The organism is Pseudomonas sp. BGI-2, assembly GCF_004310295.1.
Classification (GTDB): Bacteria; Pseudomonadota; Gammaproteobacteria; order Pseudomonadales; family Pseudomonadaceae; genus Aquipseudomonas.
In genome coordinates this window covers 58,150-82,074 of record NZ_SISB01000027.1, presented here as the reverse complement: position 1 = coordinate 82,074, position 23,925 = coordinate 58,150, and the positions used below count along the sequence as shown (strand labels likewise).

At 59.8% G+C, this 23,925-nt stretch carries 17 protein-coding genes and 1 pseudogene; 4 read left to right on the top strand and 14 right to left on the bottom strand.

Annotated features, from left to right (window positions below):
* Window positions 1-24: 24 nt before the first annotated feature.
* Window positions 25-780, top strand: a pseudogene (locus EYC95_RS31105) (MCP four helix bundle domain-containing protein); the annotation flags it as partial.
* Window positions 775-1,638, top strand: coding sequence for a methyl-accepting chemotaxis protein (locus EYC95_RS31100; RefSeq protein WP_371922082.1), 864 nt, complete (start codon window positions 775-777; stop codon window positions 1,636-1,638). The pseudogene EYC95_RS31105 and the gene EYC95_RS31100, both read left to right, overlap by 6 nt.
* Window positions 1,639-1,823: 185 nt before the next feature.
* Here the strand turns inward: EYC95_RS31100 and ilvD are convergent, their stop codons facing one another.
* Together ilvD and EYC95_RS18865 are read right to left on the bottom strand one after the other, a co-directional pair.
* The gene (gene ilvD, locus EYC95_RS18870; protein ID WP_131061715.1) at window positions 1,824-3,506 is read right to left on the bottom strand and encodes a dihydroxy-acid dehydratase; all 1,683 of its coding nucleotides are present in this window, start codon (window positions 3,504-3,506) and stop codon (window positions 1,824-1,826) included.
* A gap of 119 nt (window positions 3,507-3,625) precedes the next feature.
* Entirely contained in the window at window positions 3,626-4,525 is a 900-nt protein-coding gene (locus EYC95_RS18865) for a LysR family transcriptional regulator (RefSeq protein ID WP_131061714.1), read from the bottom strand.
* A 128-nt stretch (window positions 4,526-4,653) separates the two neighbouring features.
* Here EYC95_RS18865 and EYC95_RS18860 point away from each other — a divergent pair, with 128 nt between their 5' ends.
* On the top strand, window positions 4,654-6,057 hold the full coding sequence (locus EYC95_RS18860) for an MFS transporter (RefSeq protein ID WP_131061713.1): 1,404 nt from the start codon (window positions 4,654-4,656) through the stop codon (window positions 6,055-6,057).
* A 156-nt stretch (window positions 6,058-6,213) separates the two neighbouring features.
* Window positions 6,214-8,280, top strand: coding sequence for a maltose alpha-D-glucosyltransferase (gene treS, locus EYC95_RS18855; RefSeq protein ID WP_131061712.1), 2,067 nt, complete (start codon window positions 6,214-6,216; stop codon window positions 8,278-8,280).
* Window positions 8,281-8,354: 74 nt separating this feature from the next.
* Here treS and EYC95_RS18850 read toward each other — a convergent pair whose 3' ends face one another.
* The 12 genes from EYC95_RS18850 to EYC95_RS18795 form a co-directional block, all read right to left on the bottom strand.
* The gene (locus EYC95_RS18850) at window positions 8,355-9,404 is read right to left on the bottom strand and encodes an acyltransferase (RefSeq protein WP_131061711.1); all 1,050 of its coding nucleotides are present in this window, start codon (window positions 9,402-9,404) and stop codon (window positions 8,355-8,357) included.
* A gap of 93 nt (window positions 9,405-9,497) precedes the next feature.
* Window positions 9,498-10,967, bottom strand: a complete 1,470-nt coding sequence (locus tag EYC95_RS18845) for a family 16 glycosylhydrolase (RefSeq protein ID WP_256656972.1) — start codon at window positions 10,965-10,967, stop codon at window positions 9,498-9,500.
* Window positions 10,968-10,972: 5 nt separating this feature from the next.
* On the bottom strand, window positions 10,973-12,028 hold the full coding sequence (gene galE, locus EYC95_RS18840; RefSeq protein WP_131061709.1) for a UDP-glucose 4-epimerase GalE: 1,056 nt from the start codon (window positions 12,026-12,028) through the stop codon (window positions 10,973-10,975).
* A 28-nt stretch (window positions 12,029-12,056) separates the two neighbouring features.
* Window positions 12,057-13,475 carry an oligosaccharide flippase family protein gene (locus EYC95_RS18835; protein ID WP_131061708.1) on the bottom strand — a complete coding sequence of 473 codons (1,419 nt, stop codon included), beginning with the start codon at window positions 13,473-13,475 and terminating at the stop codon, window positions 12,057-12,059.
* 13 nt (window positions 13,476-13,488) lie between these two features.
* On the bottom strand, window positions 13,489-14,442 hold the full coding sequence (locus tag EYC95_RS18830) for a glycosyltransferase family 2 protein (RefSeq protein ID WP_131061707.1): 954 nt from the start codon (window positions 14,440-14,442) through the stop codon (window positions 13,489-13,491).
* A 17-nt stretch (window positions 14,443-14,459) separates the two neighbouring features.
* The gene (locus EYC95_RS18825) at window positions 14,460-15,773 is read right to left on the bottom strand and encodes an O-antigen ligase (RefSeq protein WP_131061706.1); all 1,314 of its coding nucleotides are present in this window, start codon (window positions 15,771-15,773) and stop codon (window positions 14,460-14,462) included.
* Window positions 15,770-16,882 carry a glycosyltransferase gene (locus tag EYC95_RS18820; protein ID WP_131061705.1) on the bottom strand — a complete coding sequence of 371 codons (1,113 nt, stop codon included), beginning with the start codon at window positions 16,880-16,882 and terminating at the stop codon, window positions 15,770-15,772. Before EYC95_RS18820 ends, EYC95_RS18825 begins: the two co-directional genes overlap by 4 nt.
* A complete protein-coding gene (locus EYC95_RS18815) occupies window positions 16,879-17,961 on the bottom strand; it encodes a glycosyltransferase (RefSeq protein WP_131061704.1) in 1,083 nt (360 codons plus the stop codon). The genes EYC95_RS18820 and EYC95_RS18815 overlap by 4 nt, the downstream gene beginning before the upstream one ends.
* A 2-nt stretch (window positions 17,962-17,963) precedes the next feature.
* Window positions 17,964-18,668, bottom strand: coding sequence for a WecB/TagA/CpsF family glycosyltransferase (locus EYC95_RS18810; protein ID WP_131061703.1), 705 nt, complete (start codon window positions 18,666-18,668; stop codon window positions 17,964-17,966).
* Window positions 18,669-18,681: 13 nt separating this feature from the next.
* Window positions 18,682-20,022, bottom strand: a complete 1,341-nt coding sequence (locus EYC95_RS18805; protein ID WP_131061702.1) for a UDP-glucose/GDP-mannose dehydrogenase family protein — start codon at window positions 20,020-20,022, stop codon at window positions 18,682-18,684.
* Window positions 20,023-20,068: 46 nt separating this feature from the next.
* Window positions 20,069-21,460, bottom strand: coding sequence for an undecaprenyl-phosphate glucose phosphotransferase (locus EYC95_RS18800; RefSeq protein WP_131061701.1), 1,392 nt, complete (start codon window positions 21,458-21,460; stop codon window positions 20,069-20,071).
* 143 nt (window positions 21,461-21,603) lie between these two features.
* Window positions 21,604-23,925: a GNVR domain-containing protein gene (locus EYC95_RS18795; protein ID WP_131061700.1), complete on the bottom strand. Its 2,322-nt coding sequence runs from the start codon at window positions 23,923-23,925 to the stop codon at window positions 21,604-21,606.

Sequence of the window (23,925 nt, the reverse complement as noted above, 5' to 3'; positions counted from 1 at the left end):
GTGACGTACCGAGAGGGCTACCCCATGTCTATAAAATTACGCTTGCTACTGCTGATTGGTACGAGCTTGCTCACTGCATTGATCGTGAGCCTGGTCAGTTACGTGGGAAACACCCGGATGGCTGAAGCAGTGAATGACAACGAGGTCAGCATGACCGCGCTGCGCAATCACCTCGAAGCCGACATGATGCACGACGCATTGCGCGCCGATGTGCTGTCCGCGATGGTGGTCGGGCTGGGCAAAAGTACCAGCAGCAAAGCCGAGGTGCGCAGTTCCATTGAGGAGCATGCGGCGCATTTTCGTGAAGTGCTGGGTGAAAACCTCAAGCTGCCGGTCAACGACACCATCAAGGCGGGCCTGAACAAGGTCAAGCCGAGCCTCGATACCTACATCAGTGCGGCCGAGCGCATTGTCGAGCTGGCGCTGGAAAATCCGGATTCGGCACAAAAGGAACTCGGCACGTTCAATACCGCGTTCAGCCAACTGGAGGACCAGATGGCGGCCCTCAGCGAACTGATCGAAACCAACACCCAGCAGACCAGCCAAGGCACCGAGCAGGCTATCAGCAGCGCGAATTTCACGCTGGGTGTCGTGCTTATCGCCAGCCTGTTATTGCTGCTCATCCAGGGACGCTGGGTGATTTCGAGCATCATGGGGCCGTTGCAGACCGCCAGCCGCATTGCCCAAAGCATCGCTCATGGCAACCTGAGCGAACCTATCGTCGAACCGACCCACAAGGACGAAGCCAGCGCATTGATCCGCAGTCTGGCGACCATGCAGCGTGACCTGCGCGGCATGATCGAGGTGGTGCGCAGCAATGCGCATGGCGTGAGTGGCATGAGCGTGCAGTTGAGCAGCGGCTGCCATCAGGTCGCCGACAGCAGCCAACAGCAAAGCGTCGCGGCCAGCACCATGGCCGCCGCCGCGAGTGAAATGACTGCGAGTATCGAGGAAATCACCCGCCACGCGGAGCGCGCATTGAACATGGCCAACCAGGCCGAGGCACTGGCCAAGGATGGCGGTCGCGTGATTCATCAGGTGGTCAACGACATGGACGGTATTGCGCGTTCGGCGCAGCAATCGGCCCAGGTGATCCGCACGCTGGACAAGGAGTCCGAGGGGATTTTCAGCATCATTCAGGTGATCAAGGGTATCGCCGATCAAACCAACCTGCTGGCACTCAACGCCGCCATCGAGGCCGCTCGCGCCGGTGAACAGGGCCGTGGTTTTGCCGTGGTGGCCGACGAAGTCCGCAGCCTGGCGGGACGCACCAGTGCCTCCACGCAGGAAATTGCCAGCATGGTCTCGCGCATCCAGCAAAGCACCCGCGAGGCGGTGACCAGCATGGAGGCAGGCGTTGCGCAGGTCGACAAAGGCATGGCCGTGACCGCCGACGTCGAGCGCGCCATCCGCGAAATCCTCCAAGCCACGCTCAATACCACTGAGCTGGTGAATGACATCACCCGCACGATCGGTGAACAGAGCCTGGCGAGTAACGAAATCGCCCATCAGGTGGACATGATTGCGGGGATGTCGGAAGGCAACAGCAAGGTTATTGGCCAGACGGCTTCGACGACTGATGAGCTGTCGACTTTGGCTGGCAAGCTGTCGCAGTCGGTGGATCGGTTTCGGCTTTGAGGCTTGTGTACTGATCAATTGATTTTCGGTGATTTTGAAGGCCTCTTCGCGAGCAAGCCCGCTCCCACATTTTGATCTTCATTGAGCACAGAATTTGTGTTCGACGAAGTTCAAGTGTGGGAGCGGGCTTGCTCGCGAATGGGTCAGGTCAGACAACACAGAATCCCAAGCCCTGCACCCATCCCCTAAAGGTATTTATCCGTAACCGCACCCTCTGAGGCGCTAGACACGGTCTTCGCATACTTGGCCAGCACCCCGCGTTTGTACCTGGATTCCGGGCGCACCCAGCGGGTCTTGCGCTCGGCCAGTTCGGCGTCGGAGACATCGACCGTAATCTGCCGGGTTTCAGCGTCGATGGTGATCCTGTCGCCATCTTCAATCAGCGCAATCGGTCCGCCCTCAAAGGCCTCCGGCGTGATATGCCCCACCACAAAACCATGGGAGCCACCGGAGAAACGGCCGTCGGTGATCAGCGCGACTTCCTTGCCCAGCCCTTTGCCCATGACCGCCGAGGTGGGCGAGAGCATTTCGCGCATGCCGGGTCCACCCTTGGGCCCTTCGTAGCGAATGACGATGACGTCGCCGGCTTTGACTTCGCCATTGAGAATCCCTGCCAACGCACCTTCTTCACCGTGATAAACGCGCGCCGTGCCTTCAAAGCGCAAACCCTCCTTGCCGGTGATCTTGGCCACCGCGCCCGTCGGTGAAAGGTTGCCGCGCAGCACCACTAAATGGGAGTCCTTTTTGACCGGCTGATCGAACGGCAGAATTACGTCCTGACCTTCGGGGTAGTCGGGCACGTTTTCCAGGTTTTCTGCCAGGGTCTTGCCGGTCACCGTCAGCACATCGCCGTGCAGCATGCCGGCGGTGAGCATGCGTTTCATCAGCGGCTGGATACCGCCGATGGCGACCAGCTCGCTCATCATGTATTTGCCGCTGGGGCGTAGGTCGGCGACCACCGGGGACACTTTGCCCAGCTCGACGAAATCATCCAGCGTCAGCTCGACATCCACCGCATGCGCCATGGCTAAAAGGTGCAGCACGGCGTTGGTCGAGCCGGCGAGGGCGATCACCACGCGGATGGCGTTCTCGAAGGCTTTGCGAGTCATGATGTCGCGCGGTTTGAGGTCCAGTTTGAGCAGTTCCATCACCTGCTGACCGGCGCGGAAGCTGTCTGATGCCTTATCGCTGCCGACGGCGTCCTGGGAACTGGAACCGGGCAGGCTCATGCCCAACGCCTCAATGGCCGAGGCCATGGTGTTGGCCGTGTACATGCCGCCGCAGGAGCCGGGACCGGGAATCGCCACTTCCTCGATCTGCTTGACCTGAATCTCGCTGATATCGCCGCGAGCGTGCTGACCCACGGCCTCGAACACGGAAATGATGTCGGTGTGACCAGCGCCCGGGCGGATGGTGCCGCCGTAGACGAAGATCGACGGGCGATTCAGCCGGGCCATGCCGATCAGGCAGCCGGGCATGTTCTTGTCACAACCGCCCACGGTTACCAGGCCGTCAAAGCCTTCGCAACCGGCCACCACCTCGATGGAATCGGCGATCACCTCCCGCGACACCAGCGAATACTTCATGCCTTCGGTGCCGTTGGCGATGCCGTCGGAAATGGTGATGGTGTTGAAAATAACGCCCTTGGCGCCCGCGGCATTTGCGCCTTTTTCCGCTTCAACGGCGAGCTTGTCGATGTGCATGTTGCATGGCGTGACCATGGCCCACGTCGAGGCGATGCCGATCTGCGGCTTTTTGAAGTCTTCATCCGTGAAGCCCACGGCACGCAGCATGGAACGGCCGGGCGCGCGCTCCACGCCATCGACCACTTGAGAGGAGTACTTACGCAAATCGGCTTTGTCGCTCATGACGTTCCCTCATATCCAGATCGCTGGCCCGACCGGTGTGGCCCGAAGCAACGGATTGAGTCTAGTCCCGGTTCGCCAACCTGGCCGCTCCCACAAAGTGCAAAAGCATCCAATAAGCGCTAATTCAGAGGCCCCGCACACACCTCCCGAATACATCCGCGCAACCACTGGTGCGCGGCATCGGCGTCCATTCGTGGGTGCCAGAGCATTGAGATGGTGATCACTGGCGTGGCGACCGGAAGGGGGAAACTGTGCAGGCCGGCACGCAGATTGTGGGTGTGGCGTTCGGGCACCGTGGCGATCAGGTCCGAGGCCCGGGCCAGCGCCAAGGCGGCGGAGAAGCCGCCGACGATGGTGACGATCTCCCGCGCCAGCCCAAGTGGTTTCAAGGCGTCATCCATCGGTCCTTGATCCCGTCCACGCCGCGAGACCAGGACATGCCGGCCGGACGCATACCGGGCGGGCGTGATCTTGCCCTTGCTCAGCGGATGCCCCGGGCGTACGACGCCGATGAAACGGTCCTGGTACAACGCGCGGGTGCGCACTTCCGGGCTGGTGGTGTCCGCGACAACGCCGGTCTCCAGATCGACCGTCCCGTCACGCAGCAGCGTGCTGTCCTGGTTCAGTTTCTGCAAAAAGTGCAGCCGCACGCCGGGGGCTTCTTCGCCGAGGCGAGCAATCAGCGCCGGCCCGAAGTTTTCGACAAAGCCGTCGCTGGTGCGCAGCGTGAAGGTTCGCACGAGTTGCTTGAGGTCGAGTTGCTCGGTGGGGCGCAGCACCGCTTCGGCTTGTTGCACCAATTGGCTGACGTGTTCGCGCAACTCCAGGGCTCGGGGTGTCGGCACCAGGCCGCGTCCGGCGCGGACCAGCAGTGGATCGCCGGTCGTTTCACGCAATCGTGCCAGCGCCCGACTCATCGCCGACGGGCTCAGCCGCAATCGTTGGGCGGCCCGCGCAACACTGCCTTCGGCGAGCAGCGCATCGAGGGTGATCAGCAGATTCAGGTCGGGAGTCGTCATGCTTCAACGTTAGCACGGCTGGGTGATGACATGGCGTCGTGTGCAGGTATCAAGTGCAAGTGGTGCGTCTTCCGCCATGGCAGACGCGAGCATACGCTGAAGGTCAACTTTCCCTAAGTGGCCAAACCATGAAACTCAACACGCAATCCGGCTCGGTCCGCTGGGCACTCGCCAGCCTTTCGCTGTCGATGTTGATGCCTTCCCTCGACACCAGCATCGCCAATGCAGGCTTGCCGACCTTGTCCCAGGCACTCGACGCGTCCTTTCAGGAAGTGCAGTGGATCGTCCTGGCGTATCTGCTCGCGATAACGACGTTGATCGTCAGCGTTGGACGTTTGGGCGACATCGTCGGTCGACGCCGCTTGCTGCTGTTTGGCATCGCCATTTTCACCTTGGCTTCGCTGGCGTGTGGCCTGGCGCCGTCGCTGGGGTGGCTGGTCGCCGCTCGGGCGGTGCAAGGCTTCGGGGCAGCGATCATGTTGGCGCTCACCGTGGCGTTTGTCGGTGAGACGGTGCCGAAAGCGCAGACCGGCAGCGCCATGGGATTGCTTGGCACGATGTCGGCGATCGGCACCACGCTGGGGCCATCGCTCGGTGGCGTGTTGATCTCCGGCTTCGGCTGGCAGGCGATTTTTCTGGTTAACCTGCCGCTGGGTGTTTTGAACGGTGTGCTCGCGTACCTCTATTTGCCCGCCGATCGCCCAACGCCGAAGGCTCAGCGCAGTGGTTTTGACGTTGTAGGCACGTTGGTTTTGGCGCTGACACTCGGCGCGTATGCGCTGGCAATGACGTTGGGCGCAGGTGTCTGGGGTTCGTTCAACCTCGCGTTGCTGCTGATCGCGGTTGCCGGAACCGGGGTTTTCCTGTTCATCGAGGCGACGGTTGCATCGCCGCTGATCAAACTGGCGCTGTTGCGTGATCGGGGGTTGAGCGCGAGCCTGGCCATGAGCACGCTGGTCTCGACGGTGATGATGTCGACGCTGGTGGTCGGGCCGTTCTATCTCTCGGGCGCGCTCGGGTTGAATGCAGTGCTGGTCGGGCTCACGTTGTCAGCCGGCCCGCTGGTTGCCGCGTTGACTGGCGTACCCGCCGGCCGCTGGGTGGACCGTTTTGGCGCGCAGCGCATGAGCGTTTTCGGGCTCGTCGCAATGGCATTCGGCGCCTGTGTTCTGTCAATTATTCCGACGCGTGTCGGTGTCCTCGGCTACCTCGTGCCCATCGCTGTGATCACCGCCAGTTATGCGCTGTTTCAGGCGGCCAACAACACGTTGATCATGGCCGGCGTCAGCCCGGATCAGCGAGGCGTCATTGCCGGCCTGCTCAGCCTGTCGCGCAACCTCGGGCTCATCACCGGTGCCTCGGTCATGGGCGCAGTGTTTGCGCTGGCTTCATCGGCGACCGACGTCACCAATGCAGCGCCAGAAGCGATCGCCCATGGCATGGCAATCACCTTTGCGGTAGCGGCAGGGTTGATTGGCCTGGCGCTCGTCATCGCGTTGCCAGCCCTGAAAGGTGAGCGCGCGGTGGCGTAATTCGAAGCAAAACACAGTGCGCGCGTTCTGGATCCTCAAGCCTCAATGCAACGAATGCCGCCTCAGGGCCTCATATGCAAAGGACGGGTCCACCGGTGCAGGTACGCATGGGATGGCCGAGCGCAAATTTACCCACGACAACAGGTGACTGTTTTTATGACTGCGGCTGACAAAAATCATGTGACCTGGCTGGTTGAACAATCGATGCTGCATGCCGCCAGACAGCGCGCCAAGCTCTACTCCGGCCAAGGTCGGATGTGGCAACAGCCTTACGCCCATACCCGGCCCCGTGATGCGTCAGCCCTGGCCTCGGTGTGGTTCACCGCTTACCCGGCGTCCATCGTCACCCGCGAAGACGGCAGCGTGCTCGAGGCGTTGGGCGATGAAACTTTATGGCATGCCCTGTCGAAAATCGGCATCCAGGGCATTCATAACGGCCCGCTGAAAATGTCTGGCGGCCTGACGGGTACCCAACGCACACCGACCATTGACGGCAATTTTGACCGCATCAGTTTCGAGATCGACCCGCAACTGGGCACCGAGGCGCATCTTCAGGCACTGGTGCGCATGGCCGCCGCGCACAACGCGGTGATCATCGATGACGTGATCCCTTCGCATACCGGCAAAGGCGCGGATTTCCGCTTGGCCGAGATGGCCTATGAAGACTATCCGGGTCTCTACCACATGGTCGAAATCCGCGAAGAGGACTGGCCGTTGCTGCCGGACATCGCCGACGGCCGTGATGCGCAAAATCTCAGTCCGCTGCAGGTCGACGTGCTCCGGGACAAGCACTACATCGTCGGCCAGTTGCAGCGGGTGATCTTCTTCGAGCCGGGGGTCAAGGAAACCGACTGGAGCGCGACACCGATCGTGATCGGCGTCGATGGCAAGCCGCGGCGCTGGGTCTATCTGCATTACTTCAAGGAAGGGCAGCCGTCACTGAACTGGCTGGACCCGACCTTCGCCGCGCAGCAGATGATCATCGGCGATGCCCTGCACGCCATTGACGTCATGGGTGCGAAAATCCTGCGTCTGGACGCCAACGGATTCCTCGGCGTGGAGCGCAAACTCGACGGCACGGCCTGGTCTGAAAGCCACCCGTTATCGATTACCGGTAACCAGTTGCTGGGCGGGGCGATCCGCAAGGCCGGCGGTTTCAGTTTTCAGGAGCTCAACCTGACCGTCGACGACATCGCCAGCATGTCCCACGGCGGCGCCGACCTCTCGTATGACTTCATCACCCGACCGGCCTATCAGCACGCGTTGCTGATGGGCGATACCGAGTTCCTGCGCTTGATGCTGCGACAGATGCATACCCTCGGCATCGACCCCGGTTCGCTGATCCATGCCTTGCAAAACCACGACGAACTGACCCTGGAACTGGTGCATTTCTGGACGCTGCACGCCCATGACACCTACCTCTATCAAGGGCAGACCTTTCCGGGCAGCATCTTGCGTGAACACATTCGCGAGCAGATGTACGAGCGTCTGGCGGGCGAGCACGCGCCTTACAACTTGAAATTCGTCACCAACGGCGTGTCTTGCACCACCGCCAGCATCATCACGGCGGCGTTGGGGATTCGTGATCTCGACGCGATCACAGCGGCGGATATCCAGCAGATTCGCCAGGTCCATTTGCTGTTGGTGATGTACAACGCCATGCAACCGGGGGTGTTTGCGCTGTCCGGCTGGGACCTGGTCGGCGCGCTGCCGTTGCCGGCCGAGCAGGTTGAGCACTTGATGGGCGACGGCGACACCCGCTGGATTCATCGCGGGGCCTACGATCTGGTGGATCTCAATCCGGACGCGCCGCTGTCGGCGGGGCAAATGCCGCGTCCGAAGACCTTGTACGGCAGCCTGCCCAGCCAATTGAATGATCCGGATTCGTTCGTCTCGCAACTTAAAAAAATCCTCGCCGCGCGCCGCGCCTACGATATCGCCGCCAGTCGTCAGATCCTGATCCCAGATGTCCAGCACTCCGGGCTGCTGGTCATGGTCCACGAATTGCCGGCCGGCAAAGGCACGCAAATCACCGCACTGAACTTCGGTTCGACGCCGATCACCGAGACCTTGCACCTGCCCAATATCGCACCGGGGCCAGTGGTCGACATCATCAACGAGCGCGTCGAAGGCGATCTCACGTCTGAGGGCGACTTCACCATTACGCTGGATGCCTATGAAGGGTTGGCACTGCGCGTGGTGAGCAGTTCGCCGATGATTTAAGGGTGTCGGGAGGCGTCAGTGGGCACCGCTCTGCTGCCGCCTGCCGGACCTTGCCGCAGTCGATTCTAGGTGGGCTAATCAGCCTCAACACGCTTGAAGGATAATGAAAGAAGTTTTTTCATGAATCTGGCAATGGGTGTTTCTATTTTTTTGTGGATCAAATAGGACGCACCTATCATTAAGGCGATAGTGCCCCAAAGCAACAGGTGCGGGTTCACAGCGGGATAAGCAATGTTAAAGATCATAAAGCCGATCATTTGATGTAATAGGTAAAGTGGGTAGGTTAACGCTCCTAGTGCAGTCCAGTTCAATGCCCCTATGGCTGCCGTTTTGTTGGTTGCGATCAAGAAAAACGTTATGAAAAACAGAATAATACTGCTGCATATGATCAGAGGGCTGAATTCAGTTGCATATTTCGTTTCGAGCAGTTCGGCCCATACGATTGATGTGTAGCAGGCCAATGCCAATGCACCTGCCAACAGGAGAATTCGTGTTTTCGTGATGCCCTTGGCCCATATCATGTAGAACGTTGCACCCGCTATGAAATAGGCAGCGTAATCGGTAACTAATATCGAGCGCATCTTTTCTAATATGAGTGCTTCTGTTATGGCAGATACCAGTAGCCAAAGCACGAGATAGGTCTCTATTTTTTCTATTTTCTTGAAGCCCAATACAATGGATATCATCAGGTAAAATTTTATTTCTGCAAACAGAGACCAGTAAACGCCGTCTATCGGCGGGACACCCATCACGTCGCTAAGGAGTGTCATGTTCGCGATGTATTGATAAAGGTTTGCTGTATACCGTGGTTGTCCGATGGCAAGTGTGATTAGAAAAGTGAGGGTGCAGCACACCCAGAAAGCCGGGCAGATACGAACAACGCGGGAGATGAAAAATACTTTGAGATTATTGCTTGAAGCAGTCATCAGAATGACGAATCCGCTGATCATGAAAAACAGTTCGACACCCAAGTAACCGTATTTGGCAGGCTCAGCCAATAGCGGGTAAGGCATTGTCGACATGTCGCCCTTTGCATACCCGCGAAAGGCATAGTGAAAAAACACGACTGCGATAGCCGCCAGGAAGCGCAGCAAATCCAGTTCTTTCAGCCGGCGTTTGATCATTTTAATGCGCTCCAGACGTGTTAGCGCTGACTGAAAAACTGACCATCTGCCGATAGAGATTTGACCCGGGCGGTTGTCGATTTGGTGTGGAGGCTATCGACTGCCTTGCCACACCTTGACGTAGTCGACGCTGAAGGTAGAGGGCAAGTCAGCATCGTCCACCACGCCGAACCACTGCCACATGGCCTCACTGTCAAAGACGATCTGCATCGGGAAGAAGAAATGGCTGTTCTTCGATTCCCTGACCAGTACGCCATCGACGTACCAGCGCAGGGTGTCGGGCTGCCAGTCGAAGCCGTAGATATGGAAGCTGTCCGCCAGGCGCCATGGACTGACCCAGGTGCTGCCATCGGCGATATGTTCGGTGCTTTGCGGCGTGGCCCACAGGTGGGCATTCATGTTGTAAAAACGGTCGAGGGCAGCGTTTTTGGTCTTGCCGCCAATCTCGAAGATGTCGATTTCGGTGGCATTGTCAGCCATGCCCGTCCACGCGAGCCAGAATGCGCTGGAGCCTGCCGAGTCCATGGGTTTGGCGCGCGCCTCGTAATACCCGAAGAGCCCACGCGAATGGGTGCGAACCATCGCCGAGGAGTAGTCCTTGAAGCCGAGCTTGACGTACTTCTGCGGCAAGGTTTCCTTGCGGAAGACGATGTTCAAGTTGCCATTCTTGACGCTGGCATTGTCCGGCTTGAACAGCGCCGGTTTGCGTCCGAGCGATTCGTTCCCTTCGGCATTGTTGACGTGCCAACGTACAGGATCGAGGGTGGTGCCGTTGAAGTCGTCGGACAGGTTGGTGTCGAGTGTCCACTGGCCGGCATTGGCCTGATCGGACAGCGGCAGGTTGGGGTTGGTATGGACCGGCAACGCGCCCAGCGGTCCGACACGGGTCCAGGTGTGAGCCGGTCCGGGAACGACAATGGACCATTTGTCCGCCAGGTACTCAAACGCCTGTTGCCGCTCGGCGAGGGAGGCAAACGGACGGTCGTAGACCAGCACTTCGGCGATGTCGCCGCGGAAGTTTTCGGCCTTGCCGACCACGTTGCGCCCGACGGCATACGGACCGATCGGTACATCGAAAAGCTCCAGCACGGAAATGGTCGGCGCATACGCGGTGGTCTGTCGCAGGCTGATGGCGAAATTCGGCAACACGTTATCGTTTTTGGCGATTTGCGGTCGCGAACTGAACAGCCGCTGCCAGGGATCAACGTTGGCTTCTGCTGGCCGAAGGGATACGAGAAACACCGTGACCGGGCCTTTTGCGCTGCGGATGTTTTTGCCCAGAAACCCCGAAACGCCACTGAAACGCACCACCGATTGACCGTTCAGGGCGTTCGCCACCTGCTTCGGTCCCAAGGCGGCATCGTCTGCCGTGGCGTCGTTGGACTGGCCGGATTTGTCGCGCCAGTACTGCACACGGTCCTGTGCATCGACGGTCATGGTTGATGCGTCGGCCGCGTCGAGCCATAGCACCAGGCCGCTGGCCGGCGGACGGGAGGGCGCTTGCGCCGCCGTGCCAGCCAGTGAAACCGACCACAGCAGCACCAGCAGATATTTGCTGAGCATCTGCATTACTTCGCCGTCATCAGGGCCGGTATGTCGAGGGACGACTGATACCCCTGCGGATTGCGCGACTGCCACCGCCAGGTATCGACGATCATCTGTTCCAGGTCGCGTTGCGCGCTCCAGCCCAGCTCACGTCCTGCCTTGCTCGGGTCCGCCCAGCATTTGGCGATGTCACCGGCACGTCGCGGGGCGAAGCGGTAGGGGATGGTGATGCCGGTAATGTCCTCGAAACTCTGGATAATCTGCAGCACGCTGTAGCCGATGCCGGTGCCCAGGTTCCAGGCGTTGATGCCCCCTTTGCCCTGCAATACCTCCAGCGCCTTGAGGTGGCCGATGGCAAGGTCGACCACATGGATGTAATCGCGCACGCAGGTTCCGTCCACGGTGGGATAGTCGCAGCCGTACACCGTGAGTTCGGGAATCCGTCCGATCGCAACCTGGGTCAGGCACGGCAGCAAATTGGCGGGGCGGCCGCTGGGGTCTTCGCCGATCATTCCGCTTTCGTGGGCGCCGATCGGGTTGAAGTAGCGCAACAAGGCAATGCTCCAGCGTGGATCCGCGTGGCACAGGTCGGTGAGCAATTCCTCGATCATGAGTTTGGTGCGGCCATAGGGATTGACCGGTTTGCCGGTGCCGATGTCTTCCAGGATCGGGATTTGCGCAGGGTCGCCGTACACCGTCGCCGAGGAGCTGAACACCAGATTGAACACTTCATGACGCACCATCGCCCGGCAAAGATTGAGTGTCCCGGCGACGTTGTTGGCGTAATAGTCCAAAGGCTTGCGAATGCTTTCTTCGACGGATTTGAGGCTCGCAAAATGCACCACGGCATCGACGTCGTAACGGCTGAAAATCTTGTCGAGCAAGATCGAGTCGCCAATGTCGCCATTGATGAAATCGACCCGGGTGTGGGTCAGCAGCTCAAGACGCGCGATGCACTCTCGACAGCTGTTGCACAGGTTGTCGAGCACCAGCACAGAGTGCCCGGCATTGATAAGCGCCAGGGCAGTATGGGAACCGATGTAGCCGGCCCCGCCAGTAATAAGCGTGGTTTTAGGCATGGTGAGGTGTTCCTGTCTCAGGGGGAATTCAGCGGGCGGTGAAAACCGTTTTGAATTCTTGCGGCCAGCGCGGGTGCAATACGCTGTACGCCACGGCATAGCTCAGGGCGCCAATACCGATGGTGCAAATCAGGTTCAGATAGCCTTGAAAACCCATTCGGGGAGCGACCATCAGGACGGTTGCTGCCATGACGAGCGAGGCAATCACGCTGCGGTAATTGGCGTCGAAGAACCGGTGCCAGCCATAACCGATGGCCGTGTTGAGTCCGCGGATTTGCAGCGGCGTGATGATCAGCATCCTCGCCAGCAGAGCGAGGGCGGCCGCCATGCCGCCATAAAGACTGCCGAAGCTGTAAACCAGCGCCAGTGACAGTACCGTGGTTGCCACTTCGGCCTTGATGGTCAGGTGGCTGCGATTGACGGCGATCAGCGCGGTCGTGGCATACATGGCGGTATTGCCGATGGCGGCGGTGCACGCCAGCACTTGCAGCAGGGGAATGGCCTCGGTCCATTTGGCGCCGAAGATCAACAGGATCACGTCGTGCGCCGTGAGTGCGATGCCGATGAACAGAGGCGTCAGCAGGAAGCCGCTGACGGCGGTCGAATCGCTGATGATCGCGCGCAACCGTGATGGATCTTCGCTACGCCGGGCAAACACCGGCAGCGCATAACTGATCAGACCGTGGTAGATCGCCGTACGCGGCAGATCGATGATGCGCATCGCCATGTTGAACATGCCCACCGCGTTGGTGCCGGCCGTCATGCCCAGGACCACATTGACCCCGCGTTGCAGCGCTTGCGAACTCAGCGCGTTGACGGCAACCGGCGCTCCGGACTTCAACAGTTCGCGCAAGACCGGGCCGTCGATATGAAAGGCAATGCGTCGCGGATCTGAGCGCATCAATACGATGATGGAGACGAACTCCATGATCAGTGCCTGGGCAACGACCGCCCAGGCCCCCAACCCCCACAGCGCGACAGCGATGCCGCCGACACCACCACACACCTTGCCCAGCAACGTGCGTGACGCCAGCATCCTGAAGTTACCGCTGCGGCGCATTTGCGCCACATAGACCCGCGCCATCATGGTGAACAGGATTTTCACTGAGGCCACCGCCGTCATCCATTGCAGCACCGGATCGGGCGTGTACAGCATCGCTGCGCCCGAGATGAGGACGATGGACATCAGGCTGACGAGCACCGCTGCCCAGAACGCCGTGGTGATGTGTTTGTCCTCTAACCGTTCGAGTCGTACCAGCGGGTCTTCCAAAACCGACGAATACACCAGGCCGATCAACTCGACGATGGCGATGATGACTGTGCCCACACCCAACTCTGCAGGCGACAGCAGCCTGGCATACGCGACAAAGGTAATCATCGACAGGAAGATCAGGCCGAATTTCTCGGTGAAGATCCAGATCAATGTCACCAGACGGTGATTGGCCATGGCGGATACCGGTTCAATGAGCGGTGGTTGATGCCGTTGTCTTGCGCAAGGTTCGGGCGCAGGCATAGAGGTAGCGCAAGGTCGGTTTGCCGTTGGCGAAGATCAGCGTTTGCCAGGAATACTCCAGCATTCGCCGGTACACGCCGATCACCTCGGCATGCTCGCCACGTCGGGAAAAGGCATTGAGAAAATCGGTGTGGTTGCCCAGCACGAAATCGATCCGTTGCTGCTTGCTGAGCTGCGCGCCATAGCGGGCGAGGTACACGTCGATGAACCTGATTTTGTTCGCATAGTACTTTTTCGGTTGCGCGGTCATGTTACCGCCGTTGACTGTGCGCTCCAGCAGCACCTGCGGCACCGTGTGGACCTCCCAGTGTTCGGCGATCCGGGTCCACATGAAGCGGTCTTCGGAGTAACGCAGGCTGGCATCGAAGCCGCCGTACTGCATGATCACCTCGCGCTTGACCAGCGCGGTGGATACGCCATTGAGGACGTTGGCGTGGATGAAATCGTCGAAATGCCTGCCGTTCTTGAGGTGGTTGTCCAGCTGCCGCCTGCCGTCGCTGTAATTGACCTGCGTGTAGCAGTCGATCAGCCCCACCGGCCGTCCCTGACGAGTGAGTTCGTCGTACAGCGCCAATTGCTGCTCGAGCTTTTGCGGACGAAATTGATCATCGGCATCGAGAAGCGCCACAAACGTCTCTTCACTGTGCCGCAATCCGTGGTTGCGGGCACTGGCCTGGCCTTCGTTGGCTTGTTGCAACAGCGTCAAGCGGAACGGCGCCACGAAGTCTCTGACCCGTTGTGGTCCGTCATCGGTGGAACCATCGTCGATGACGATGACGTGATCGGGCAGTCGGGTTTGCCCGACCAGGGACGCCAGCGTTTGCTCGATGCTGCCGGCTCCGTTGTACATCGGGATCACGACGCACACTGAGTGCGCTAAAGGGGAGGCTTGTTTGGGCACGGGTGTTTCTCCTTTTGTCACGCCTGGGCTGAATCGCGCGCTAAACCCTCGCCAGACGGACGCTGACGCAGGGCTGTCGGTGATAACTCGGGGAATGTCGCGTGGTGATGCCGAAAGGACAGGGCCAAAGTGCAGAACACCAGGAACTCGGCGGAGCGATAGTTGGGAATCACGTACGCCACATAATTGGTGACGACGAACAGGCCGATGATGACCAGGGCGCTGGCGCGAAACCGTGCCGCCTGGTTCGCCGTCACGGCGCGGTATTGTTTGAGCAGCGCTTCGCCCAGCAGCAACGCCAGCGCAGTCAACTGGATAGCGCCGCCGTTGAGCAGGGTCTCCACGTAGCCGCTGTGGGCGTTGCCGATGTAGCCCCAGCGATGGATGAAAGCATTGGCATCGGGGCTGGCCCAGAAGGCACCGAAGCCGTAACCCTTGAACCATTGTTGATCGACAAACGGCGCGAGCAGCTCCCAGATCAACGTGCGGTCAGTGAGCGACGGATCGCGACCGGCGATCTCCACCAGCCACGCAACGTGGCTGTACAGCAACAGGCAAGCCAGCAGAAACACCAGCGTGCAACCGAAGAACAGCCACTGCGAGCGGTTGATACGCAAGCGGATCAGGGTGAGGAAATACCAGTAGCTCACCGTACCGGAAATGATCAATGCCACGCCGGTCGCCGACTGGGCGAGCAAGATCGCGATCAGCGAAAAAAACGAGCAGAACAGGGCCCAGCGGTTGCGTTGGCGGATCATCGGCAGCAACAGCAGGATGGCGATTGCGTTGAGCCTTGCCCCAGCGTTCTTTTCGGCGAAAACCCCCTTGAATGCGCCGTCGCGAATGCCACCGGACAAGAACGCGACGTCAGGCATGACCACGGCGAGCATCAACCCGATCAACGCAGCCACGCCGATGGCACAGCCGAGCATGAAGGTGATTTTTTCAAGGGGGTAGTTGTAGGCAATGAAACCGGCAAAAAACACCACGCTGAGCATCGCGATAATCCGCTTGAAACTCAGCATCGGGTCGTGGGACCAGCCGATCGATGCGATGACACAGAGCATGAACATCAGCAGAAAGAAGTTGCTGCGGTAAAAGGTTTTGCTGAGGAACACCTTGTTGCGGATGAAGAAGAACAAGGGCACCAGCAGTGTGATGAGACCGCAGATCTGGTTGGCGACGTTGCCTTCGAGGTCTTTATCGATGTCGCCGAAGCTGGGGGCGCCACCCAGACTGAGGACAAACGTAATCACCTGGATGTAGAACAGCACGCCGAACAACGTGAAGGCGTCGCGTAGCGTGGAATATCTGATTTCCAGTGTGCTCATGGCGATGGCCTCCGGAGCAACGCGGCGAGGTAGGTTTCTACCGCGCTGGCATTCATGAAACGCGCGGCGGCATCGATGCGGGACTGGCGTTGCAGGTCTCGCGGTGTCGAGAGTTGCAGGGCGATGGCCTGCGCCAATGCGCTTGGGTCGTCGACGGCCACCAGCGGCGCGACGAGGCCACCGATGAGAATGTCTTGCGGGCCATGGGGGCAGCGGGTCGACACCACCGGGGTGCCAGTGGACAAGGCCTCTACCAGCGCGTTGGGGCTGCCCTCGAAACGTGACGACAGTACAAAGCAGTCGGCCGCGGCCACTTCTGCCATTGGATCGCGGGTGTAGCCTGGCACGTCGAACCGGTCGGCCACGCCCAGCGTGCGTGCCTGCTCAAGCAACTGCGCCCTGAGCGCGCCTTCGCCAAAAATGACCAGGCGAACGTTGGCGTCGGGCAACCTCGCGAAGGCGTTGATCAAGGTATCAAAGCCTTTTTGCGGGGCGAGGCGCCCCACGGCGACAATCACCGGGCTGGACTTTTGCAGCAACCAGCGGTGGCTAGGCCGCCCCGGCGGCTTGTCGCGAAAGTCGTCGTCGAGGACCGGATTGTCGGCAATGGTCACGTCCTTCAGACGTGCAAGGGTGGTGTCGACCAGGTCCTGGGCGACGCCTCGCGAGACGCAGATCACCGGATTGGGGATGAGCCGATACAACAGCGGTGCCACCCGATACGCCTGCCGCACCATGAAGCCTTGGTTAACGTGCTTGTCATGGGAAAACGTGTTGCGTTCGCTGACGTGCAGCCGTGCCAGTGTCCCTGACAATGAGGCGGCGATGATGGCCACCACGTTGACGTGAGTGAGGGCCGCCAGTTGTGCGTCGAAGCGATTGGCGCGCAGAAATCGCGCGAGGGCCGGCACCGCACGGGCGGTGCGCTGGCTTTGCAATTCGACTTTCTTGACGCGCGGGTCGAGGTTCGCCGCATGGAAGCCGCCGCCGGTGAGCATCAGCAATGTCACGTCATTGCCTGCGTCGACCAGGGCACCGGCGAGGCGCGTCATCATTTTTTCAGCCCCGCCTGCGCTGAGGTCATGCAGGATAATCAGCAACTTTTTCATTGGTTCCATACCTGGTAATACGCTTGCGCGGCGTACTGGCTGGTGTACGGATGGATGGCGTCACTGAGCATTTTTGCGCTGGGTGCAACGCCGCTCTGTGCCGCCAGGCTTTGAAGCATTCCCCGCGCCAACGCCGGTACATCGTTGACGGCGACCAGTTGACCCAGTCGACCGTTGTCCAGCAATTCCCTGGGCCCGGTCTCGCAGTCGCATGCCAGCACAGGCGTACCCAGTGCCAGCGCTTCGATCAGGACGGTCGGCATGCCTTCCTGCACGGAGCTCAGAATGAACAGCCGTGCGTGCTTCAGCAGCGGATAGGGGTTGCTCATGAAACCGGTGAAATGCACCCGGTGCGTGATGCCCAGTCGGCTTGCCTGAGTGGTCAGTGCGTCGAGCAAGGGACCGTCACCGACGATCGCCAGGTCCGGCAATGCTTCGCTGCGCAACGCCAGGGCGTAGGCATCCAGCAACAGATGAAACCCTTTAGGTTCCACCAGTCGGCCCACGCTCAACCAATAGTCGCGGGGTAAATCCGCGGGCAGCGGCGCTTGGGCGGCTTGAAGCAGTTGTTCGGTGACGACGGCGTTGGGGCAATAGCGGATCCGTTGCCGACCCCAGGGCATCCAGTCGACGAGGGACTGGCGCAAGGCTATGGAGACCGTTACCACCTTGCCGCTGCCGCAGAGGTACAACGAATAGAGCAGGCGCAGGCTTGAAGGGCCGGTTTTCTGTTCAGTGCAATCCAGTGCCGCGTGGCGGCTATAGATGACTTTGCAAGGACGGCCCAGGGTGGCGAACCAGGTGCAGAGATTGGCCTGCTCCTTGGCGGAAATGAGGTGGGTAACGCCCTCTCGGTGAATGAGCCGGCGCAACAGCACAATGGACTTGAGCAGGCCGACGATGCCGGCACCGCTGCCGCTGGCGAGCGTTTGCACACCCTCGGTGTCCGGCGTGTCACCGTTCATGACGAAAAAACTCACGCGCTGGCCATCCTTGAGAAACTGCTCGGACAACCGTTGCTGGACGCGCTCGACGCCGCCACCCGATTTGAAGTCCTTGAGAATGAACAGGATGTGCATGGTCATTCCCCAACGCTGATGGCAACTTTGCGCTGAACGATCATCCTCAACAGGTGCAAAAAGTTGCTGGGGTAATCGATGAGGTAGCGTTTGATCGTATGCGGCTCGCGATACATCCGATAAAACGCGCGCATATGCAGGTGATTGATCACTGGCGGGTAGTAATGCCGCGTGGCCATGGCTTCCTGGCGTATGAACCCGCCACAGGTGAAGGCAGCACCCCGAAATCCTGCGCGCAGCGCATCCTGTTCGAACTGCTCCTGCAGCCCGGCACCCAGGCCGACGATCAGAATGTCTGCTTCGCTGCGGCAGATGTCGGCCTGAATGCACCGGGCCTGGGACGCATCGAAGTAGCCGTTGTGATAACCGACGATGCTCAGCCGCGGATAGAGCATTTTGATCTTGCCGACAAACAGATCCAGTTCAGCCTGGCGGGCACCGACGAAATACACGCGCTTGCCCTGTTGCTCTGCGCTGCTGAGAACAGCGTCGGCAATCGACGTGAAATCAAAGCTGACCCGGCCGATCGTGCGGCCGGTTACGCGCGACATGAACGTCGACATCAGCATGCCGTCGCAAAAGTAGGCGACGGTGCCTGGGGCCTGTTCGAAAAGGCAGCCGATAGAAGCAAAGTTAATGAAGGAATAGGCCTGGTTGGCGTCGAGTAACTTCGGTGAGTAATGCCTGACTATTTGCAGCCTGATCATGGCGCGACTTCCTTCAGATGACCGGGTAGGTCTGCCGACCCACGGAGACGTAGGTAAAGCCGCGTTTGCTCAACCGCTGCGGATCGAACAAGTTGCGTCCGTCAAAAATCAGCGGTTGCTTGAGCTGCCGGCTGAGCAGGTCGAAGTCAGGCGCGCGAAACGATTGCCACTCGGTGACGATGATCAAGGCGTCGGCATTTTTAAGCGCCGCTTCCTTGGTGCCCGCCAGCGTCAAGTCATCGCGCGAGCCATATATGCGCTGGGCCTCCTCCATGGCTTTGGGGTCGAACGCCTGGACGCTGGCGCCGGCGCGCCACAAGGCTTCCATCAACACCCGGCTGGGGGCTTCGCGCATGTCGTCGGTGTTGGGTTTGAAACTCAGGCCCCACAGGGCAAAGGTCTTGCCGCGGAGTGCGCCGTCGAAGTGATTGAAAATCCTGGTGTACAGGCTGGCTTTCTGTTCGTCGTTGCGCGACTGGACGGCCTTGAGTACCCGAGCGTCGATGTCGACACTGGCGGCGGCGTGTATCAGCGCCTTGACGTCCTTGGGGAAACACGAACCGCCGTAGCCCACACCCGGATAGATAAATTGATATCCGATGCGCGGATCAGAGCCGATGCCATGCCTGACCATTTCGATATCGGCACCCAGTTTTTCGGCGAGGCTGGCCATTTCGTTCATGAAGCTGATCTTGGTCGCCAACATGCTGTTGGCGGCGTACTTGGTCAGTTCGGCGCTGCGCAGGTCCATGACGATGATCTTTTCGCGGTTGCGACTGAACGGTTCGTACAGTTCTCGCATGACCTCTTCGGCGTGCTGGCTGTCGGTGCCGATGATGATCCGGTCCGGGCGCATGCAGTCTTCGACCGCGCAGCCTTCCTTGAGAAACTCGGGATTGGAGACCACGTCGAAGGTCAGGTCGCCGCGACCGTTGTCGGCCAGCACCTGCTCGATGTGCGCTCGCACCCGGTCGCCGGTCCCGACGGGGACGGTGGATTTATCGACGATGATGTGATGCCGGTCCATGTTCAGCGCGATGGTTTGCGCAACGCTCAACACATGTTTGAGGTCTGCCGAGCCGTCTTCGTCTGGCGGTGTGCCAACGGCAATCAACAGCACATCGCCATGGTGGACAGCGCTGGCAAGGTCAGTGCCGAACTGCAGTCGTCCACTTTGGTAATTGTTGTGGACCAGGCTTTTCAGGCCCGGCTCGTAGAGCGGTAGCGTGCCATCCTTCAACGCCTTTACCTTGTCGACGTCGACATCCACACAGAGGACGTTGTGGCCCACTTCCGCCAGCGCGGCGCCTTGGACAAGTCCCACGTAACCAATACCGAATACGCTCACATTCATGATCAAACCTCGGGTCGTCGTGACAGCGATCAACGATGGGCAGGGGTCAATAGATGTTTTTCGAGAACAAGGTGAAGGGCGTCTTGATGAGGATCTTGATGTCCAGCCACAGCGACCATTGGTTGATGTAGTTGAGGTCCTGGGCGACGCGCAGCTGCATCTTTTCCACCGTTTCGGTTTCGCCTCGATGCCCGGTGATCTGGGCCAACCCGGTAATCCCCGGTTTGAGGCGGTGACGGGCCATGTAGGCGCGCACTTTGCCGGTGTAGTAAATGTTGTGGGTGACGGCATGCGGGCGGGGGCCGACCAGTGCCATTTGCCCGAACAACACGTTGAACAGCTGCGGTAATTCGTCGATGGAACTGCGGCGCAGAAAGCGTCCGAGCGGTGTGACACGATCATCGTCACGGGTGGCCTGCTGCACTTCGCGATCGTCGTGGAGGCGCATCGAACGAAATTTCCAGACCTTGATCACTTCGCCGTTGCAGCCGTGGCGATTTTGCTTGAACAGCACGGGACCGGCGGAGGTCAGCTTGACGGCGATCGCTACCATCAAGAGCAACGGACTGAGGGCAATAATGGCCACGGCGGCCAGGCTGCGTTCGAACAGGTCCTTGCAAAACAGGCTGGCGGGGTGCGAGCTGATCAGGCTCTCGTTGAGGTAAATCGCCGGCATTCGCTCGATTTCAGAGATCGAGTGGTTGAGCAGCACCATGCTGCCGAAATCCGGAATCCACACCACGTCGACGTTCATGTCCAGCAGATCGATGTAGAGCGCTTCGATGGTGGCGGCATGCGCCATCGTCAGGACAATGTAGACGCGGCGTACGTCCAGGCGGGTGATGATCTCGCGGATCCCATCGACGTGACCCAGCAGCGGCAGAATGCTCGGTGCCGGGCCGCTGTTATCGGCGGCGGCGATGAAACCCAATACCAGCGCGCGGTTCGGCTGGGAGAGTTTTTTCGCGAGTTCATGGGCGGTCGGGCAAGTGCCGATGATCACCGAGCGACGTTCCCTGCAGATCATTCGCGAATGCAGCCGGGCGAAGTAATGCAAGGGCAGAAAAGTCGCAGCCTGGACGAAAAAGCCCAGCACTGCCCAGACCATGATGACCTGGCGCGAGTAAATCGCACTGGTCTGGGTGGTGAAAGCAATGGTCGCCAGTACCGCCAGCAGGATCAACCAGCCGGCCAGTAACCGGCCGAGCCCGACCACCAGGCCATGTCGCTTATGGTAAACCTGCATCATGCTGTAGATGGGCACTGAACCGAGCACGGTCAGAATCATCAGGATGCGGTACTCGCTGGTCAGACTGCCAACACGCCAAAACACCAGTAGCGTCAGCAGCGAGATGGCCAGTGTCATCGCACACAACCACTGGCCCCAGAACGTCAGGCCTCGGCGATGTGCAATGTGAGCGGTGTATTGCGGAGTCATGGGCTTGACCTCGAGGCATGAGTGATCTGTCGGCACTGAACGGCAGCCACGACGTGGCTTCCGCAGGGCTTTTCCGTAGCTCGGCAGAGGTGAAGCAATGGGTGTGAGGGCAGATAGAGACGCAGAAAAAACGTGACAGGGTGTTATCTGGGCACGAAGTCGTAGTTGTAGAACGTTCGGGAATGGTTGTAGCCGTATTTGCGCGCCTTGCGCAGATCGACTTGATTGAGCACGGCGCCAAATACCGGTACGTGGCTTGTTTGCAACATTGAAATGCCTCTCTGCACCTGATTGATCGGCGTGCTGTCGGCCTTGACCACATAGATCACGGCATCCGAGTGCCGGGCCAGCAACAGCGCGTCGCTGATCATCTCCGCAGGGGGGGAGTCGATGATGATGTGGCGGTAGCGCGACTTGAGCACCTCAAGCATGCGCGCCATGCGCGGTGAGCTGAGCAGATCCTGTGGCGGCGGCTGGCGTGCCGAACTGAGCGCGTCCGCAGGGGACGGCAGGCGCAGTGCGGCGAACAGATCCTGCGATACCGGCTCCATCCTCCCGGCCGGCAGCATGTCCAGATTGCCCACCGAAACGATGCAGTCTTCGAGCCGGGCAGTCCCCGCAATCACATTGGCCAGTCCCGGACTGTCAGGCGGAAAGTCGAAGTTCAGCGAAAGGGTTGGCTGACGCATGTCGGCATCGATCAGCAGCACACGCTCCAATGGTGTGAGTGAGCTGGCCAGGTTGTTGGCAATCGTGCTTTTGCCTTCACCGGCGACGGTCGACGTGACCAGCACCACCTGCGACGGCATGTCACTGCTTTGCAACATCAGCCAGGTGCGCAGGTTGCGAATAGTTTCGGAAAAACGCGGGTTTTCATTGTCTTCGAACAACCTCGCCAGTTGCCGACGGCTTTTCTTCATGACCAGCGGTATAACGCTGAGTAGCGGAATGTTCAGCGTGCTTTCGATCGACTCGTCAGTCTTGAAGGTGTTGCTCAGTTTGTCCATGAGCAATGCCAGCGCCATGCCGATCACTGTCGCGATTAACCCGACGATCCCCACAATCAATGTTTTACGGGGCTTGCTCGCGTCGACAGGAACAATGGCCGGATCGACGATGCGCACTTTGGTGGAGTCCATGTCGGCGGTGGCGGCGGTTTCCTTCAAGCGGGTGACGAAGGTTTCATACAGTGCGCGGGTGCTGTCGACTTCACGCTGGAACTCGCGCAACTGGAATTCCTTGCGGGCGATGTCCTGGATCTGCGCCTTGTTAGTGTTGAAGGATTGGCGTAGCGAGGCTTCACTGGCCGAGGCCAGCTGGAATTGGCGTTCGATCCCGGCGACCACTTGCTGAACCTGCAACTGCAGGCTGGTGGTCGCGGCGCGCAATTCGGATTTCGCGGAAATCAGGCTCGGGTGTTTTGTCCCATAGCGCCCCGCCAGCTCATCGACCTTGGCTTGAGCCTTGGCCCGATCCACCTGGAATTGCTGGACCAACGGGTTACTCAAGACCGCCGGCACACTGGAGAGTCGGCTCAAGTCACCGCTGCTCAGGGCCTTCGCCTGGCGGTATTCGCTCTCAGCTTCAGCGCGGTTGCGACGGGCGTCGACCATACGATTGCCGGTCATTTCCAGTTCGTTGGCGCTGATGGTTGCGACCCCGCCAACGTCGACCAGGCCTTGCTCCTCCCGGTATCCCTGAAGCTTTTTCTCGGCGGCGCGCAGGTTGTCACGCAGCTTGACCAGTCGTGTGTTCATCCACGCCGTGGTGGTCTGCGAGGCCTTCTCGCTGGTGTCGAGCTGGCTGTCGGTAAAACCTTGGGCCAGCGCGTTGGCCGCTGCTGCCGCCAGAACCGGATCGGGTAGTTCGACCTCGATTTCCAGCAGCTGGCTCTTGCCGACGAACTTGACGCTGGTGTGCAGCATGAGGTTCTGCGTGACCTGATTGAAGACGTCTTCCTCGCTGGGCGCGCCTTTCACCGGCATCAGCGTGCCCAGCCCTGGCAGCCATTGGTCAAGATCAAGGTCAAGGTCCGCCAGCCATTTGCGCGGGGTGAACCAAGGCGTCGGTTGCTGGCGCGGGTCGGTGACCGGGTGGGTCGTCAGGCCGAGTTTTTTCACCGCGCGTTCGGCAAGGTCACGCGATTGCAGGAGCGCTTGTTGTGTCTGCAAGTATTCGGTGGCATTGCTGCCTGAATCCTTGACCTGCTGGAAGGACATCAGCGGCGGTGTTTTATCGTTGAATAGCAAGGTGGTGCTGCCGATGTATTGCGGGGTAATGGCCGAGACCGCAATGGCCGCCACCGCACAGCAAAGCAGGACCAGCCATCCGATGCTCCATTTGGCGCGCCAGATCACTCTCCAGATTTTGAGTAGGTCAATGGTGTCCCGGTTTTCGCTGTACGGCTGCTGATGCACATGCGTTTGAAGAGGACGCTCGACGTAGGGGCTAGGGCTGTTGTCCAT